This window comes from Caballeronia jiangsuensis (assembly GCF_046030135.1).
In the GTDB taxonomy this organism is placed as follows: Bacteria; Pseudomonadota; Gammaproteobacteria; order Burkholderiales; family Burkholderiaceae; genus Caballeronia; species Caballeronia jiangsuensis.
The window spans coordinates 13,177-28,805 of record NZ_JAQQDB010000065.1 but is presented as its reverse complement, the minus strand read 5'-3'; the positions used below and the strand labels follow the sequence as shown (position 1 = coordinate 28,805).

General features: G+C 65.5%; 16 protein-coding genes. 9 read left to right on the top strand and 7 right to left on the bottom strand.

Going from position 1 to position 15,629, the window contains the following annotated elements:
• Positions 1-273: 273 nt before the first annotated feature.
• Positions 274-1,041, top strand: coding sequence for a glycosyltransferase family 2 protein (locus PQR08_RS36800; RefSeq protein WP_250485367.1), 768 nt, complete (start codon positions 274-276; stop codon positions 1,039-1,041).
• Here PQR08_RS36800 and PQR08_RS36795 read toward each other — a convergent pair whose 3' ends face one another.
• From PQR08_RS36795 to PQR08_RS36780, 4 genes are all read right to left on the bottom strand, one after another.
• A complete protein-coding gene (locus PQR08_RS36795) occupies positions 1,042-3,054 on the bottom strand; it encodes a glycoside hydrolase family 28 protein (RefSeq protein ID WP_250485365.1) in 2,013 nt (670 codons plus the stop codon). It abuts the gene before it with no gap.
• 288 nt (positions 3,055-3,342) lie between these two features.
• Positions 3,343-4,671 (bottom strand): HAMP domain-containing sensor histidine kinase, encoded by a 1,329-nt coding sequence (locus PQR08_RS36790; protein WP_250485364.1) that lies wholly within the window; start codon positions 4,669-4,671, stop codon positions 3,343-3,345.
• Positions 4,668-5,411, bottom strand: coding sequence for a response regulator (locus PQR08_RS36785; RefSeq protein ID WP_035499809.1), 744 nt, complete (start codon positions 5,409-5,411; stop codon positions 4,668-4,670). Before PQR08_RS36785 ends, PQR08_RS36790 begins: the two co-directional genes overlap by 4 nt.
• The gene (locus PQR08_RS36780; RefSeq protein WP_167390430.1) at positions 5,398-5,541 is read right to left on the bottom strand and encodes a hypothetical protein; all 144 of its coding nucleotides are present in this window, start codon (positions 5,539-5,541) and stop codon (positions 5,398-5,400) included. Before PQR08_RS36780 ends, PQR08_RS36785 begins: the two co-directional genes overlap by 14 nt.
• A gap of 240 nt (positions 5,542-5,781) precedes the next feature.
• Here PQR08_RS36780 and PQR08_RS36775 point away from each other — a divergent pair, with 240 nt between their 5' ends.
• From PQR08_RS36775 to PQR08_RS36740, 8 genes are all read left to right on the top strand, one after another.
• Positions 5,782-6,321 (top strand): thioredoxin family protein, encoded by a 540-nt coding sequence (locus PQR08_RS36775; protein ID WP_035499914.1) that lies wholly within the window; start codon positions 5,782-5,784, stop codon positions 6,319-6,321.
• A gap of 203 nt (positions 6,322-6,524) precedes the next feature.
• A complete protein-coding gene (locus tag PQR08_RS36770; protein ID WP_035499810.1) occupies positions 6,525-6,743 on the top strand; it encodes a DUF4148 domain-containing protein in 219 nt (72 codons plus the stop codon).
• A 47-nt stretch (positions 6,744-6,790) separates the two neighbouring features.
• Positions 6,791-7,063, top strand: a complete 273-nt coding sequence (locus PQR08_RS36765; RefSeq protein WP_250485363.1) for a hypothetical protein — start codon at positions 6,791-6,793, stop codon at positions 7,061-7,063.
• Between the two features lie 35 nt (positions 7,064-7,098).
• Positions 7,099-7,515, top strand: a complete 417-nt coding sequence (locus tag PQR08_RS36760) for an organic hydroperoxide resistance protein (protein WP_238218396.1) — start codon at positions 7,099-7,101, stop codon at positions 7,513-7,515.
• Positions 7,516-7,593: 78 nt separating this feature from the next.
• On the top strand, positions 7,594-8,517 hold the full coding sequence (locus PQR08_RS36755) for a LysR family transcriptional regulator (RefSeq protein WP_250485362.1): 924 nt from the start codon (positions 7,594-7,596) through the stop codon (positions 8,515-8,517).
• Between the two features lie 109 nt (positions 8,518-8,626).
• Positions 8,627-9,829 carry a YbfB/YjiJ family MFS transporter gene (locus PQR08_RS36750; RefSeq protein WP_250485359.1) on the top strand — a complete coding sequence of 401 codons (1,203 nt, stop codon included), beginning with the start codon at positions 8,627-8,629 and terminating at the stop codon, positions 9,827-9,829.
• Positions 9,826-11,058, top strand: coding sequence for an MFS transporter (locus tag PQR08_RS36745; RefSeq protein ID WP_408164178.1), 1,233 nt, complete (start codon positions 9,826-9,828; stop codon positions 11,056-11,058). The genes PQR08_RS36750 and PQR08_RS36745 overlap by 4 nt, the downstream gene beginning before the upstream one ends.
• A 118-nt stretch (positions 11,059-11,176) precedes the next feature.
• Positions 11,177-11,998, top strand: coding sequence for a serine hydrolase family protein (locus PQR08_RS36740; protein ID WP_250485357.1), 822 nt, complete (start codon positions 11,177-11,179; stop codon positions 11,996-11,998).
• A 1-nt stretch (position 11,999) separates the two neighbouring features.
• Here PQR08_RS36740 and PQR08_RS36735 read toward each other — a convergent pair whose 3' ends face one another.
• From PQR08_RS36735 to PQR08_RS36725, 3 genes are all read right to left on the bottom strand, one after another.
• Positions 12,000-13,259: an MFS transporter gene (locus PQR08_RS36735; RefSeq protein WP_250485356.1), complete on the bottom strand. Its 1,260-nt coding sequence runs from the start codon at positions 13,257-13,259 to the stop codon at positions 12,000-12,002.
• 84 nt (positions 13,260-13,343) lie between these two features.
• Positions 13,344-14,273: a LysR substrate-binding domain-containing protein gene (locus tag PQR08_RS36730; protein WP_250485355.1), complete on the bottom strand. Its 930-nt coding sequence runs from the start codon at positions 14,271-14,273 to the stop codon at positions 13,344-13,346.
• A 59-nt stretch (positions 14,274-14,332) separates the two neighbouring features.
• Positions 14,333-15,628, bottom strand: a complete 1,296-nt coding sequence (locus tag PQR08_RS36725) for a sugar efflux transporter (protein ID WP_250485354.1) — start codon at positions 15,626-15,628, stop codon at positions 14,333-14,335.
• Position 15,629: the final 1 nt, after the last annotated feature.

Below are 15,629 nucleotides of genomic sequence, written 5' to 3'. Positions count from 1 at the left end.
AAGCTTAAGAATTCATGAACTTAATTCTGCAACAGCTTCTTAGGCGAGTGCCACTTCCGGCTGGCAAGCATGGCCAAACTGCGTGTGACCGCGGGCTTAAACGAGCTGCTTTCTTTGGTTACTTTCTTTGCAGCAGCAAAGAAAGTGACTGCCGCCCCGCACAGGGGCAGTGCTAATAAACCAACACGAAATCGGGATCCATCGAAACCCCAAAGCACCTCCCCCCACAGACGTTAAAATCCACCACATCCCTCCCGCTCGTCGCTTTTCTCAATGCCATCACCACGCGCATCGTCCACGCATCTCGTCCTCATTCCAAGCTACGACCCTGGCGAGAAAGTCGACGAAACCGTGCGCGGCGCGCGGGAACAGTGGAACCCGGTATGGGTCGTCGTCGATGGCAGCACCGACGGCAGCGCCGAGCGCCTGCTGAACATGGCCAAAACCGACCCGGGCCTGCACGTAATCGTATTGCCCGAGAACCGCGGCAAAGGCGCGGCGATTCTCGCGGGCATCGACGAAGCCGCGAAACTCGGCTTCACTCACGCACTGACGATGGACTCCGACGGCCAGCATCCCGCCGCGCTGATCGGCGCTTTCATGCAAACGTCGATGCGCGCGCCCGACGCGATGATCCTCGGCCGCCCGACATTCGACGCAAGCGCGCCGCAACTGCGCGTTCAGGGCCGGCGCATCTCGAACGGCTGGGCGAATCTGGAGACGCTCTGGATGGGCATCGGCGATTCGCTGTACGGCTTTCGCGTCTATCCGATCGCACCGCTCGCCGCGCTGATGCGCAAAGCCACCTGGATGCGCCGTTTCGACTTCGATCCCGAAGCAGTGGTGCGCCTCTGCTGGCGCGGCGTGCGCCCGATCAACCTCGACGCCCCTGTGCGCTATTTCAAACCGGAAGAGGGCGGCGTCTCGCATTTCCGCTATGGCCGCGACAACGCGCTGCTCACATGGATGCACGCGCGGCTTCTTTTCGGCTTCGTGCTGCGCTTGCCCTTGCTCATCGCGAGACGCCTGTCCGGGCGATGATCAGCGCGGATCGCTGACCGTCGAGTTCATCGTCACGCCCGCGATCACCGTATTCTTCAACACGATGTCGTGCACGTTGTACGCGTAGATCGGGCCCGGCGTCGTCGCGGTGGCGGGACCGGCCGCGACCGGCGTGCCGAAATCGCAATCCGTGATCGTCACGCCGGTGATCGCGGGAATCGCGGGCGTCGGCGCGGGTCCGTTGTAATCGAACGCGACCGGGCCTTGCGCGACGATCGCCTGAAAGCACGAACCGGTCACGCCGTTCAGCGACACATTGCTCGCCTTCACGTTCGAGATATTCACGTTCTGCACGAGCGCGGGCCGCGTGCGGATCGCGTCCTTCGACGGCTGATAGTCGCAGTCGAACGTGATGATGCCGCCCTGCGCCGCCGATGGATTCGCCGCCGCCGCCGTCGCCACGCCGAGCGGCACCGTCGCGTTGATCGGGCTGCCCGCGAGCAGGCTGCTGCCGTAGCCGGAAGGCGTGAGGCTCACGCCGTTGGGCAGCGTCACGTTGTCCACGTAGAAATCCTTCACGAAGCCGCCGCGATTCATGTTCGTCTTGATGCGAATCGCGATGTTCAGCGAATTCGTCGCCCAGAATTTGTTGAGCATTTGCAAATTGCGCGCATAGATCTGCTGCACGCCGCCGCCCATCTCGCTGCCGAGCGTGATGCCGCCGTGGCCGCTGTTCATCGTGCAATTCTGGATGACGTGGTTTTGCGCCGGGCCGTATTGCGTGTCGAGATCCTTGCCCGACTTGATCGCGATGCAGTCGTCGCCAGTGTTGAACGTGACGTTCTCGCATAGCACCATGTCGCAGGCGTCGGGATCGAAACCGTCGTTGTTCGGGCCGATGCTGTCCACGGTCACGCTGCGCATCACGACGTTCTGGCAATCGGTCGGATGGTGCTGCCAGAACGGCGTGTTGTTCGTGCGATAACTTTCCATCAGCACATTCGTGCAGCCGATGAATTCCACCATGCAGGGCCGCAGGTAATGGCCGATGCCGAAGATGCGCTTCTCGATTGCGACGCCCGCCTCCGATAGCGCGGGCAGATAGTTCTGGTCCTGCTGCCAGGGCGTGGCGGGATCGGTGAGTTTGGCATAGAGCGCATCGGGGATGCCGGGCACGGCGGTTTTCAGATCGACGTTGTTCGCGTTGCTCGATGCCTGCGAAGGCGTCGACGAATTCACGCAGCCGTAGACGCCGTTGTTGCCTTTCCATGTCCACCAGCACGTCGCGGTGTTGCCGCTGCCGGCGAAGGGCGTCATCGCCTGACCGTTGAGCACCGAAGTATCGCCTTCGCCCGTGACCGCGATGTTCTTCTGGTTGCGCGCGTAGACCGGCGGGCCGTAGTTGAGGCAGTCGTTCGCCTGCCAGCGGCTGTAGAACAGCTTGCCGTTCGGGCCGCAGTCGATCGGACCGTCCTTCGCGTAGTCGGCCGGATTCGGGCTGAAATAGACCGTGCAGTTCGCTGACAGATGGAAGTCGACGTTGGACAGCAGCACGATCGGGCCGGCGCAATACCACGCGCCCGCCGGCACGACGACATGGCCGCCGCCGGCCGCGTTGCACGCCGCGATGGCCGCGAGAAACGCCGGACGCGAGTCGAAGGAGCCGGACGCGTTGGTCTGATCGGCGCCCGTGCTCAACGGCGATTTCGTCGGATCGGTGTACGGATTCGCCGCCGCGACGACCGCGCAGGGCTTCGCGCCGTAATCGGTGACGAGGAACTGGCGGCTCGGAAACATCGACGTCGATACGCTTTGCAGCGCGTTCACGATCTGCGTCGCCGAACCGGACGCGCCCCAGATCGGGTCCGGTGCGGCGGGCGGCGGCGTCGAACCGGAGCCTGAATTCGAGTCGTCGTGGCCGCCGCAGCCCGCGAGCGTGCCGAGCGCGCCCATCGCACCGATGAGCGGCGCGCCCGCCGAAATGCCCGCGAATTTAACGAACGTACGGCGCGCGACGGATCGCACCGCCGATGCATGTTTCGGTTGCTTCATGAAAGTCTCCTCGATGCGGATTTTTGGGCGCGCGCGAAGCGCACGGACGCACGGCGCGGCGTCCGGTCTGAGATTCGAAGGGAAGGGCGAAGCGGGCGTCAGCCGGAAGGCTGCGAGGGAGAAAACAAACGATGTCGTACAACATCAGCGCGGCGGGGCATGGCGTCTCCAGCGATGTCCGGTGCGCGCGTGGGGCCGCGCGTCATGGAGCATGACGTTAGCGGAGATCGCTATACAACGTCAAGCGGGGCTAACGTGTAGTCCACGTTTGATATGAGACGTCGTATGTTAAGTCGCCTTTTTGAGGACGAGACGCGCTTCCAGCCCGCCGCCTTCGCGATGATGCAGCGTGAGCGACGCGTCCATCGCGAGCGTGAGTTGCCGCGCGATGGCAAGCCCCAGACCCGTGCCGCCGGTCTGCCGGTTGCGCGAGCCTTCCAGCCGCACGAACGGCTCGAACACCGCCTCCAGCGATTCGTCGGGAATGCCCGGACCGCGATCGAGCACGGCGATGACGGCGCGGCCATCGTCCCGGGTGGCGACTTCGATCTCCGCCGCGCCGGAATACTTGATCGCGTTATCGACGAGATTGCCCACGACGCGCTTCAACGCCTGCGGAGGCGCCATCAGCGCGCCGGCGATATTGCCGCGCAAGGTCACCGATTGCCCGGCATCGAGATAGTCATCGACGATGCTCTCGAACAGCGCATCCGGATCGATGCGGCGCGGCGCTTCGTTCGTGCCGTGCAGCGTGCGCGCGTAGGTGACGCCTTCCTTCACGAGCGACTCCATTTCCTTCAGGTCCTGTTGAAGCTTCGCGCCGGCGGCCTCGTCGTCCATCACGTCCACGCGCAGACGCATGCGCGTGATCGGCGTCTGCAGGTCGTGCGTGATCGCCGCGAGAATCTGCATGCGCTGGGTCATGTACGTCGAGACGCGGTCCTGCATCGCGTTGAACGCCTTCGCGGCGCGCGCGACTTCCTCCGGCCCGGATTCGGGCAGTCGCTCGGCCTTGAGATCGGGACCGAGCGTATCGGCGGCATTGGCGAGGCGCTTGAGCGGGCCCGTCGCGAGGCGCACCGCGAGCCAGCAGCACCCGCCGAGCACGATCAGTTGCAGCACCAGCACCAGCGGCAGCCAGCCGGACAGCGGCGTGCCGACCATCGGACGCATGTCGATGGTGAGCGGCGAGCCGTCCGACAGCCGCAGATGCACCTGGAAGCGTTCCTTGTCGCCCGGCACGGCGTTGACCGTCAGCGGATAGCGCTTGCCGATGCCTTCGCCGATGGACCGCGCAAAGCGCTCCGACAGCGCGGCATCCAGCGGCGCGCCCGTCTCGCCGGGTCCGAGAATGAACGTGTAGCTGCGGCGCGCTAGACGCGGCAGCCACGCGGCGCGCTCGTCCGGCGGCAGATGATCGAGCAGCGCGACCGAGCTCGCCACTTCGCGCTCGACGTAGCCCACCATCATGTGGGTCATCGAATCGTCGCGTTCGCGCATCGTCAGAAGGAACGAGAAGGTCTGCGCGAGCGCCAGTCCGACGACGAGAATCAGCGCGAGCCGCGCGAACAGCGTGCGCGGCCAGTGCAACAGGGAAGCGGGCGTTACCGTGCTCATTGAGAAGACTCGATCGGTTTGACCTCGGCCGAAAACACATAGCCCTCGCTGCGCAGCGTCTTGATGTAGCGCGGCTCGCGGGCGGTGTCGCGCAGACGCTGGCGCAGTCGCGACACGAGCAGGTCGATGGAGCGGTCGAACGCATCGGCCTGGCGTCCTTGCGTCAGGTTCAGGAGTTGATCGCGCGTGAGCACGCGCTGCGCGTTGTCGAGAAACACGCGCAGCAGCCGGTATTCCGCACCGGACAGCGCGACCATCGTGCCTTCGGCATCGAGCAGATGACGCGCGGTCGTGTCGAGCCGCCAGTCGCCGAATGCGAGCATCGGCGCGGATTCGCTCACTTCCATTCCCGGCGGCAACATGCGCGTGCGGCGCAGCACCGAGCGGATGCGCGCGAGCAGCTCGCGCACGGCGAAGGGTTTCGGCAGGTAATCGTCGGCGCCCATTTCGAGACCGAGAATGCGATCGGCTTCCTCGTTGCGCGCGGTGAGCATCAGCACCGGCACGTCGCGGTACTTGCCCGCGCGCAGCTCGCGGCACAGCACGAGACCGTCTTCGCCGGGCAGCATCAGATCGAGCACGATCAGATCCGGCGCGCCTTGCTGCTCGAGCACTGCGCGCATCTGCCGGCCGTTCGCCGCGAGCGACACGCGCATGCCGTTCTTTTCGAGGTAGGTGGCGAGCAGTTCGCGAATGCCGCGATCGTCGTCGACGATCAAAACGTGATCAGTGGTTTCCATCGATGGATCGTTGTCGTTGACGCTTGAGTTGCACCCGGCTCGGGCTGACCAGCAGACACTGAACCGGATGGGCCATTTCCGTCGCGATACCGCCTACGAGAAAGGCGAGAACCGCCAGCATGCGTTTCATTCGAAGCTCCCGCTGATGATGCGATGTCTGCGTTATAGCGCGCTTCGGCGGAAGTTTTGTATCGCAGTGTATCCCGCATGTCGCACGATACATAACATTGCGCAGCGCGCCTTATTCCGACACAAGCGGGATACGCGCGAGCAGTCCAATGCGGTCATGCCGATGAATACGTCGGCCTGCCGGGGCCAAAGGCTCATATCGAGCCACCCCGTTTTTTTACCGCATTCAGAGGACTTCCACATGCTCGCCGCCATCAAGAACGCTGCCGCGTGCGCCGGACTGGCCGCCTGCGCGGCCATCACGCCCGTGCACGCCGCCGCGCCCGCAAGCGCCAACACGCATTCCAACGCCGCGCCGGAATTCGCCGGCATCGACACATGGCTCAACAGCGCGCCGCTCACGCTCGCGCAATTGCGCGGCAAGGTCGTGCTCGTCGATTTCTGGACCTTCGCGTGCGGCAACTGCGTCAACACGCTGCCGTCCGTGAAGTCGTGGCATCAGAAGTATGCGGACAAAGGGCTTGTCGTCATCGGCGTGCATACGCCCGAGTTTCCGTTCGAGCAGGACACGAACAATGTGAAGCGCGCGATCGAGCGCTTCGGCATCACGTATCCCGTCGCGCAGGACAACCGCTATGCGACCTGGGCCGCGTACGGCAATCAGTACTGGCCGGCGTTCTATCTGATCGACAAGCACGGGCAGGTGGCCTACACGCACGTCGGCGAGGGCGATTACGCGCAGACCGAAGCGGCCATCCAGAAGCTGCTGGCCGAGCGCTAAGCCGGGTTTCGTATCGCAATGTATCTGGAACGTGCGCGATACAAAACATTGCACAAGACCCGCGTCCCGGACACAAGCCAGATACCTGCGGGGCTTCAAATACACACAACGACGGCTCACGAGTGAAACGCAAGACGAACACCGCGAAGCCCGAGTGCCGTAACTCATACAACCGACCGATTGATCCGCCAAGGAGAAACACCATGAAATCCACGATCGTTGCTTTCGCTCTCGTCGCCAGCGCTGTTGCAGGTGTTGCTCATGCCGCCGTGCCGGCCAACCCGGTGAACGTGCAGAGCCAGCAAACCGTTGCGAGCCAGAACAATGCGGGCAAGACCCGCGCCGAAGTGAAGCGCGAACTGGTTCAGGCACAGCGCGATGGTCAGATCGCCGCGCTGCGCAGCCTGTATCAAGGTAGCTGATGCGTTATTACCAAATATCGACCGACATTACTCATAGAGACCCAATCATGATCAAGCAATTCGTCACCGCCGCAGTCATCGCCGTCAGCGCCGTCGCCGCCGGTTCCGCCTTCGCCAGCAGCGGCTACGGCCCCGCGCCGCACTATGACCCGCTCGCAGGCGCGCCCGCCTCGCAACGCGGCGTGAGCGTGCAGACCATCGCCAATGAAAGCGCCGCAATGCCGATGCAGGCGTACGGCGGCATGACCGACACGATCTCGCAATCGGGCACGCGCGGCACGTCGACGAACGACGTGGCCAGACTCTTCGCGCATCACTAAGCCAATCAACTTTTGAACACACAGAGGAACCCATCATGACCCAGATCGACACCGTCCTGTACACCGGCAAAACGCACGTCGTCGGAGGCCGCGAAGGCCATGCGAAGAGCACCGATGGCCGTCTCGACGTGAAACTCTCGCCGCCCGGATCGACGGGCGCGGGCACCAATCCCGAGCAGATGCTCGCCGCGGGCTGGTCCGCGTGTTTCATCGGCGCGATGGGAAAGGCCGCCGCGAAACTGAAGGTCCGCCTGCCCGCCGATACCGCCGTCGATGCGGAAGTGGATCTCGGCATGGCGGGCGAAGCGTACCTGCTGCGCGCGCGGCTGAACGTGACCCTGCCGGGCATCGAGCGCGCGGTGGCCGAGGAAATCGCCAACCTGGCGCATCAGACCTGCCCGTACTCGAAGGCGCTCAAGAGCAACATCGACGTGACGATCACGGTGGTCTGACGCGTTTCACCGGCGCGCTTGGGCGATTGGGTCCGGTAGACTTGGCGCTTCATCGATCAAGCGAAGCACCGAGCCGACATGGACCGAATCGACGCGATGAAGGTTTTCATCGCCACGCTGGACGAGGGCAGTCTGGCGGGCGCGGGGCGGCGGCTCGGCCGCTCGCCCGCCGCCGTGAGCCGGGCGATCGCCTTTCTCGAAGAGCACACCGGCACCGCGCTGCTCCATCGCACGACGCGCACCATCAAGCTGTCCGAAGCCGGCGAACGTTACGCCGCCGCGTGCCGCCGCATCCTCATCGATCTCGAAGAAGCCGACTTGCTGATCGCGCACGAGCGTTCCGCGCCGCGCGGCCTGCTGACGATCACCGCGCCCGTCGCCGCGGGCGAAGACTTCCTGCGTCCGATGCTCGACGATTTCATCGCGCGCTTTCCCGCCGTTTCCGTGCGCCTGCAAATGCTCGACCGGCCCGTGAGCCTGATCGACGAAGGCATCGATGTGGCGCTGCGCATCGCGCATCTGTCGGACTCGACGCTGATCGCGATTCCCGTGGGCGAAGTGCGGCGCGTCGTGGCCGCGTCGCCGCGCTATCTCGCGAAGCATCCGCGCATCGGACAGCCCGCCGATCTCGCGCAGCATCAGATCATCTCGATGACGCACTTCGGCCTCGATTCGTGGAGCTTTCCGACTTCCGGCGGTTCGACGATTCCGCAAGTCGTGCAGTTCGCGCCGCGCTTCATCGTCAACACGGTGCGGGCGGCCGTGGCATCCGCCGTCGACGGGCACGGGCTCACGCGGCTCTTTTCGTATCACGTCGCGAAGGAAGTGAAGGACAAGACGCTGCAGATCGTGCTGCCCGACAGCGAGCATGCGCCGTTGCCGGTGCATCTGCTGACGCCGCACGGAAGGCTTTCGGTGCCGAAGGTGCGGGCATTCGTCGATTTCGCGACCCCGCGTCTGCGGCGTCACTTCAAGCAATCGCAACTCGATTCAACCGCATAACGGAAGATTATCTTCCGATCGGCGTCGATTCTCTCTTGATGCGATCGAATATAGACTGGCCTTCATGAAAGGGCGCGCAGAGCGCGCCCGAAGCCGTAGTGGAGGCACTATGCGATACGCAGTCTTGAACCAGCCGGAACGCGGGTCGTTTCAGCTTTGGCGCGGCATGCTGGCCGGCGCCAGCGCGAGTCTGATCGGCATCGGGCTTGCACGGTTCGCCTATACGCCGCTCCTGCCGGCGATCATCGGCGCGCACTGGTTTCCGGCATCGACGGCGGCGTATCTCGGCGCGGCCAATCTCGGCGGTTATCTCGCGGGCGCGCTCGCGGCGGGCTGGCTCGCGCGCCACGCACGCGCCGCGACGGTCCTGCGCGCGATGATGGTTCTCGCCACCGTGGCGTTCGTCGCGTGCGCGTTTCCCGTTTCGTTTCTGTGGTTCTTCGTGTGGCGGTTCCTGTCGGGCATTTCAGGCGGCGCGTTGATGGTGCTCGCCGCCCCGACGATCATCGCGCATGTTGCGCCGTCGCGTCGCGGATTCGCGAGCGGCGCGATTTTCACCGGCATCGGGCTCGGCATCGCGGCATCGGGGACGATCGTGCCGTTGCTGCTTCGGCAAGGCCTCACGCAGACCTGGCTCGGGCTCGCGGTGGTGTCGTCGTTGCTGACGATCGTCGCGTGGCACGGATGGCCGTCGCAGGATGCGCCCGCGCCTGCGCAAGAGACGCCACACAGACACGCGAAGGCGCCGTCGCCGCCCGCGTTGCGCGCGTTGTTCGTCGAGTACGCGCTCAATGCGGTCGGTCTCGTGCCGCACATGATCTTTCTCGTCGATTTCGTCGCGCGCGGTCTCGGCAAGGGTGTCGATGCGGGCGCGGAATTCTGGGTGCTCTACGGACTCGGCGCGATCGCCGGGCCGCTCCTCGCGGGACATCTCGCCGATCGCGCCGGCTTCGGGCCTGCATTGCGCGTCGCGTATCTGCTTCAGCTCGTGGCGGTCGCATTGCCCGCGGTGTCGTCGAATTCGGGCTTGCTGATGGTGTCGAGCGTGCTGGTCGGCGCGTTCACGCCGGGCATCGTGCCGCTCGTGCTCGGACGCGTGAACGAACTGCTCGGACATCATCCGGCCGCGCAGAAGGGCGCGTGGCGCACCGCGACCACGGGATTCGCCGTGCTCCAGGCGCTCGCGGCTTACGGTCTTTCGTTTCTGTTTTCGAACAGCGGCGGCGATTACCGCTTGTTGTTCGTGATCGGCGCGCTCGCGCTTGCGGTTGCGCTTGCCATCGATCTGCTTACCGCGTTGAGGTCGAAATGAGCCAGGTTATTTCAGCATCCATCCCGCTCGGCTATGCCGAACGCAACGGACAGTACTGGCGGCGCAATCTCGCCGTCTGCGTGTTCGGTTCGTTCACGACGCTCGTGAGTCTCAGCATGCTGCTGCCGTTTCTGCCGCTGTATGTGCGGCAGCTCGGCGTGGAGTCGCAGTCGGCGGTGATCGAATGGTCGGGCGTCGCGTTCAGCGCGACGTTCCTCGGCACCGCGGTCACCGCGCCGATCTGGGGACGTCTCGCCGATCGCTACGGCCGCAAGCCGATGCTCGTGCGCGCGGCGGTCGGCATGGCCATCGTGATGTCGCTGATCGGCGTCGCGCATTCGGTGCATCAACTGGTCGCGCTGCGTCTGCTCGCTGGGCTGATCGGCGGGTACGCGTCGGCATCGACGGTGATGATCGGCACGCAGGCGCCGCGCGAACGGGCCGGCTGGGCGCTCGGCATATTGTCGACGGGCGCGCTCGCGGGCAATCTCGCCGGGCCGCTGATCGGCGGCATGCTGCCGGGATTGATCGGCATTCGCGGAACCTTCTTCGCGGGCGCGGGGATGATCGCGGTGGCCGCGCTCGCCACGATCTTTCTGGTGAAGGAGGACTTTCATCCGGACGATGCGAAAAAGCGCGCGTCGCACACGGATTCGACGCAGGCGCATCGCACGAATTACGTCGTGGTCGCCGCGCTACTCATGACCGCGATGATGGTGCTGCTCGCGAACATGTCGATCGAACCGATCATCACCGTCTACATCGGCGGGCTCGGCGTGAAGGCCGATAACGTGGCGCGCATCGCGGGCGTCGTTATGGCGTGCTCGGCGCTCGGCAGCATGCTGACGGCGGCGCGGCTCGGCGCGCTGGCGGACCGCATCGGAAGCTGGAACGTGATCGTCGGGTGCCTCGTGCTGACCGGCATCGCGATGATTCCGCAGGCGTTCGTGCATCAGTGGTGGCAGCTCGCCGCATTGCGCATGCTGATGGGCATGACGCTCGCCGGCTTGCTGCCTTCCATCGCGAAGCTCGCGCGCAGAGCCGTCAGCGAAAACAGCAGCGGACAGATGCTCGGTTATCTGCAATCGGCGCAGTTCAGCGGGCAGGTCGTCGGGCCGCTGATCGGCGGGCAGATCGGCGTGTTGCTCGGTTTGCACTCGGTGTTCTTCGTGACGGGAAGCTTGTTGATTGCGTGCGCGGGCCTCGCGCACTGGGCGCGCACGCGCTAGCCCGTGTTGCGCGGTTTAAGTTTCACTTAAGCCGCGCAACTTACGGTAGCGGACTCTTTTGCCTGTCGCTGCCCCATGCCGCCGCCACTCTTTTCGATGACGCGCATCTGATCGCGTCATGCTCAAAGTCCATCTCCTCTTCATCGTCTTCATTGTCGCGAGTCTGGCGCCGTTCATCGCGCACGCAAAACGCGTCGTCGCTGCCGAACCGGTCTTGCAGGCGCGCGCCGCGATCGCCGTCGATCTCTCCACAGGACGCACGCTCTACGCGAAGCACGCCGACGCGCGCGTGCCGATCGCATCGCTCACCAAGCTTCTCACCGCGATGGTCGTGCTCGACTCGAAGCGCTCGCTGCTCAAGCCCGCGCGCATCACCGATGCCGACGTCGATCGCCTCAAGTGGTCGCGCTCGCGCCTGCCCGTCGGCTCGCTTCTGTTGCGCAAGACGATGCTGCATATCGCGCTGATGTCGTCGGAGAATCGCGCCGCGTTCGCGTTGAGCCGCGATTATCCCGGCGGCCGCGCGGGCTTCGTGCATGCGATGAACCGCACCGCGAAGCGCCTGCATATGAATCGCAGCCATTTCGTCGATCCGACCGGTCTCTCGCCGCACAACGTATCGACCGCGCGCGATCTCACGAAGCTCGCGCGCGCGGCGTATCGCTATCCGACGATTCGCGAATACGCCACTTCACATCACAAGCTCGTGCTCGGCGGCGCGGGGCCGCTGATGTATCGCAATACGGATCCGCTGGTCTATCGCGCGGCGTGGGACGTGGGATTGCAGAAGACGGGTTTCACGAACGAGGCGGGGCATTGCCTCATCGTCGTCGCGCAGGTGCATGGGCGGCCGACGCTCTTCGTGATACTCGGCGCGCCGGGCGAGCACGCGCACTTTCAGGATGCGGTGAAGTTGCGGAGTTGGCTGTTGAAGCGATAAGTCATGCACGCATGCCCGCAAGCGAAGCCTCGTCAACAGGCCGATCATCGATAGGAAAGTGCAGCAGCGCCGCGACGAGACCCGCGATGGCCGTCGCACCCCAGATCAGCGAGTACGAACCGGTCGTGTCGAACACATAGCCGCCGAGCCACGCGCCGAGAAACGATCCAAGCTGATGGCTGAGAAACACGACGCCGAACAGCGTGCCCAGATGCCGCGTGCCGAATACCTTCGCGATGAGTCCGTTGGTGAGCGGCACTGTGCCGAGCCACGTCAGCCCCATGACGGCGGCGAAGATGACGACGGACACGCTCGTCGTCGGCAGCAGCACGAAGAGGGCGATCGTGCCGCCGCGAATCAGATAGAGCCACGCGAGCACGTGATGCTGCCGCCAGCGTCCGCCGAGCCATCCGCATCCCCAGCTGCCGATCATGTTGAAGAGGCCGATCAGCGCGAGCGCCGTCGCGCCGAGCCCGACCGGCATGTGGCAGAGCATGAGATAACCCGGCAGATGCGTCGCGATGAACGCGAGCTGGAAACCGCATGTGAAAAAGCCGAGCGTCAGGAGCCGGTAGCCGCGATGCCGCGACGCATACGCGAGCGTCTCGCGCAGCGGCATCGCGTGTGTTTCGTGTGATGCCGATACCGCCGCCGATGCCTTGCTCCGGCGGCTCGCGCGGTCGAGCACGATGCCGAAAGGCGCGGCGAGCAGCAACACGAAGGCGAGGGCATAGAGCGACGCCGCCACGCCCGCATGCACACGCACTTCCTGCGCGAACGGCACCATCAGCACTTGCCCGAGCGAGCCGCCCGCGCTGGCGAGACCCATCGCGACGCTGCGCGTTTGCGGCGATGCGACGCGTCCGACCGTCGCGAGCACGACCCCGAAGCTCGTGCAACTGATGCCGATGCCGACGAGCAGCCCGAGGCCTATCACGAGCATCCAGCCGGAAGTCGCGGCCGCCGCGAGCGCGAGGCCCGCAGCGAACGTGGCCGCGCCCATCGCGACGACGGGCGCGGCGCCGTACCGGTCGGCGGCGGCGCCTGCGAACGGCTGCGCGAAGCCCCAGACCAGATTGTGCAGTGCGATCGCGAAGGCGATCAGCGTGACGGGCAGACCGCGATCGAAGGAAAACGGCCCGATGAAAAGCCCGAAAGTCTGACGCACGCCCATCGCGGCGCTCAGGATCAGCGCGGCCGCGCCGATGAGCGCCCACGTCGTTGCGCGGTTCGTGCCGGTAGTGCTCGATAGTGACGACATGGCGCTATTCCTCCTTGCGGCCATCCTCGCAGGCGAACGTCCGTGCTGACAAACGAAAAGTTTTCGCTGACGGATGAGCGCAGTTCAACCGCGATGCTTCGCTTCGTGGCCTTTGTGGTCGTCGACGAACTCTTCCGCCTGTGCGATCAGCCAGTCGCGGAACGCGACGAGATCCGCGCGGGCGCTCGCTTGCGGCGTCTCGCAGAGCCAGTAGGCGGTCAGCGTCTCGACGCTCGTCGCGGACGCTTCGACGAGCGTGCCCGCGACCAGTTCGCGATCGACGAGCGGACGCCGGCCGATGACGACGCCGAGCCCGGCCGCGGCGGCATCGAATGCGAGCTGCACCGTATCGAAACGCAGGCCGCCCTGGAGATCGAGGCCGTCGATGCCCGCGCCGTCCATCCACGCCTGCCAGTCCTGGCTCGCAGTATCGACGTGAATGAGCGCGGCGCGCGCGAGATCGGGGATGCCGTCGGCGCCCGTCAGCCCGGCGCGATACGCCGGACTACACAGGGGCACGAGCCGCTCGCCGAAGAGACGTTGCCACGACGCGCCATCCACCGGGCCGCGCGAGAGGCGCAGGCCGAAATCGAAGCCATCGACGGGAAAGCCCGCCTGACGGCGCGAGGTGTCGATGGTCACGTCGATGTTGGGCCAGCGCGCGCGGAAATCCGGGAGGCGCGGGACGAGCCAGCGAGCGGCGAGCGTGGGCGCGCAGGTGACGGCGATAGCGCGGCGCGTGCGTCTGCCGGGCAGCGTCTGCGTGCCGATCGCGATGAGCGAAAACGCTTCGGCGATGTACGGCAGATAGTGCTCGGCCGCCGCGCTCAGCGAAAGTCCGCGCGGTTCACGCACGAAAAGCTCGACGCCGAGCACCTTCTCCAGCGCGCCGATGCCGTGGCTCACCGCGCCCGGCGTCACGTTGAGTTCGGCGGCGGCGAGCTTGAAACTGCGATGGCGCGCGGCGGCTTCGAAGAGACGCAGGGCGTTGAGCGGCGGGAGGCGCTGGGGCATATTGGCGTGCGGGATCGACGAGGTGTGCGTCTATATTGCCATCGTCGCGGGAGGCGCTGTCAGCGGGCCGGCCGACGCCGCGCCTTCCACCAGGCGAGCGAGCGCTGCGCCATGAGCCCGAACGGCGGATTGGCGAACAGCACCGCCGCGCCCAGCGCGATGGCGCCGCACACGAGAAACGTGCCGCGATAGCCGAGCGCCGCCACGAGCGCGCCGGACAACACGCCGGAAAGAATCGAACCGACGCGCGATGCGTTGAAGAACAGCGCCGTCGCCGCGCCCGGCGTGCGGGGCATGAGGTCCTGCATGTAGGTCATGCCGAGACACGAAATCACCGACACGACGAACGCGTTGAACGCCTGCATCGGGATCAGGAACTGGACGCTTTGCGATGCCGCGACCGCGATGAAGTAGATCGTGTGCACGGCCGCCGATGACGCGAGCCAGCGCTGCTTGTCGAGGCGCGAGCCGCGTGCGCCGAGCGCGAGCATCATCGGTATTTCGAGGAGCGCGCCGAGGCCGAGCATGACGGACACGTCGATGCGCGAGCCATGCATGCCGTGCACGACGTAAAGCGGCAGCACGATCATGGTCGCGCTCGCCGCGAGTCCGATGAGCGTCATCGCGACCGTGGCGCGCCATATCTCCGCGCGCGAGTGCGACACGCCGGCGTGCGGCGGCACGAGTTCGTCGGTGTCGGGCGCGGTGACTTCGAGCAGCGATGACGGATCGCCTGCATAGTGAGCGGGCGCGCTGTGCGGGTCGCCCTTGGGCGAATCGTGCATGCGCCAGACGATCGCGCCGCACGCGATGAAACACGCAGCCGCGAACAGGAACAGGCCGTAGAAACCAGCCGCGGCCAGCACCAGCGCGCCGACGGAAGGTCCGAATACCCATGCCATCGAGAGCACGGTTCTCAGCGTCGCGAGCGCGAGGGCCCGCTCGGCGGCGTCATCGACGGGCAGGGCGGCGCGCGCAAAGGAAAACACGAGCGACATGGCCGAGCCGCCCGCGCCGAGAAATACGACGCCGATCGCCACCAGCGCGGTGTAATTGCGCACCAGACACAGCAGCAGGAAGCCTAGCGACGACGCGATGAGCGCCGCGAGCAGCAATTCCCGATGATGACCGTGCCTGTCGGACCATTTGCCGGCGAAAGCGCTCGCCACGACGCCGCTCGCGGCGATGACCGTCATGAAGACGCCGAGCCGCAACGGACTCATGTCCGCCTGCTCGACGCTGAACAAGGACAGGTACGGTGCGGTGAACGACATCGCGACACCGAGCATCAGCGTCGCGCCGGAGAGCGGCAGAAAGAACGGGATCCGTGTGAGACTGAGCAGGCGTGTATTCATC

What these genes read in the sequence shown, in the direction of transcription:
- PQR08_RS36765 (WP_250485363.1), top strand. Translation starts at nt 6,791, where the DNA reads ATGATCAAGCAATTCGTCACCGCCGCAGTCATCGCCGTCAGCGCCGTC.
- PQR08_RS36800 (WP_250485367.1), top strand. Translation starts at nt 274, where the DNA reads ATGCCATCACCACGCGCATCGTCCACGCATCTCGTCCTCATTCCAAGC.
- PQR08_RS36755 (WP_250485362.1), top strand. Translation starts at nt 7,594, where the DNA reads ATGGACCGAATCGACGCGATGAAGGTTTTCATCGCCACGCTGGACGAG.
- PQR08_RS36750 (WP_250485359.1), top strand. Translation starts at nt 8,627, where the DNA reads ATGCGATACGCAGTCTTGAACCAGCCGGAACGCGGGTCGTTTCAGCTT.
- PQR08_RS36730 (WP_250485355.1), bottom strand. Translation starts at nt 14,273, where the DNA reads ATGCCCCAGCGCCTCCCGCCGCTCAACGCCCTGCGTCTCTTCGAAGCC.
- PQR08_RS36735 (WP_250485356.1), bottom strand. Translation starts at nt 13,259, where the DNA reads ATGTCGTCACTATCGAGCACTACCGGCACGAACCGCGCAACGACGTGG.
- PQR08_RS36785 (WP_035499809.1), bottom strand. Translation starts at nt 5,411, where the DNA reads ATGGAAACCACTGATCACGTTTTGATCGTCGACGACGATCGCGGCATT.
- PQR08_RS36775 (WP_035499914.1), top strand. Translation starts at nt 5,782, where the DNA reads ATGCTCGCCGCCATCAAGAACGCTGCCGCGTGCGCCGGACTGGCCGCC.
- PQR08_RS36725 (WP_250485354.1), bottom strand. Translation starts at nt 15,628, where the DNA reads ATGAATACACGCCTGCTCAGTCTCACACGGATCCCGTTCTTTCTGCCG.
- PQR08_RS36770 (WP_035499810.1), top strand. Translation starts at nt 6,525, where the DNA reads ATGAAATCCACGATCGTTGCTTTCGCTCTCGTCGCCAGCGCTGTTGCA.
- PQR08_RS36790 (WP_250485364.1), bottom strand. Translation starts at nt 4,671, where the DNA reads ATGAGCACGGTAACGCCCGCTTCCCTGTTGCACTGGCCGCGCACGCTG.
- PQR08_RS36740 (WP_250485357.1), top strand. Translation starts at nt 11,177, where the DNA reads ATGCTCAAAGTCCATCTCCTCTTCATCGTCTTCATTGTCGCGAGTCTG.
- PQR08_RS36780 (WP_167390430.1), bottom strand. Translation starts at nt 5,541, where the DNA reads ATGAAACGCATGCTGGCGGTTCTCGCCTTTCTCGTAGGCGGTATCGCG.
- PQR08_RS36745 (WP_408164178.1), top strand. Translation starts at nt 9,826, where the DNA reads ATGAGCCAGGTTATTTCAGCATCCATCCCGCTCGGCTATGCCGAACGC.
- PQR08_RS36760 (WP_238218396.1), top strand. Translation starts at nt 7,099, where the DNA reads ATGACCCAGATCGACACCGTCCTGTACACCGGCAAAACGCACGTCGTC.
- PQR08_RS36795 (WP_250485365.1), bottom strand. Translation starts at nt 3,054, where the DNA reads ATGAAGCAACCGAAACATGCATCGGCGGTGCGATCCGTCGCGCGCCGT.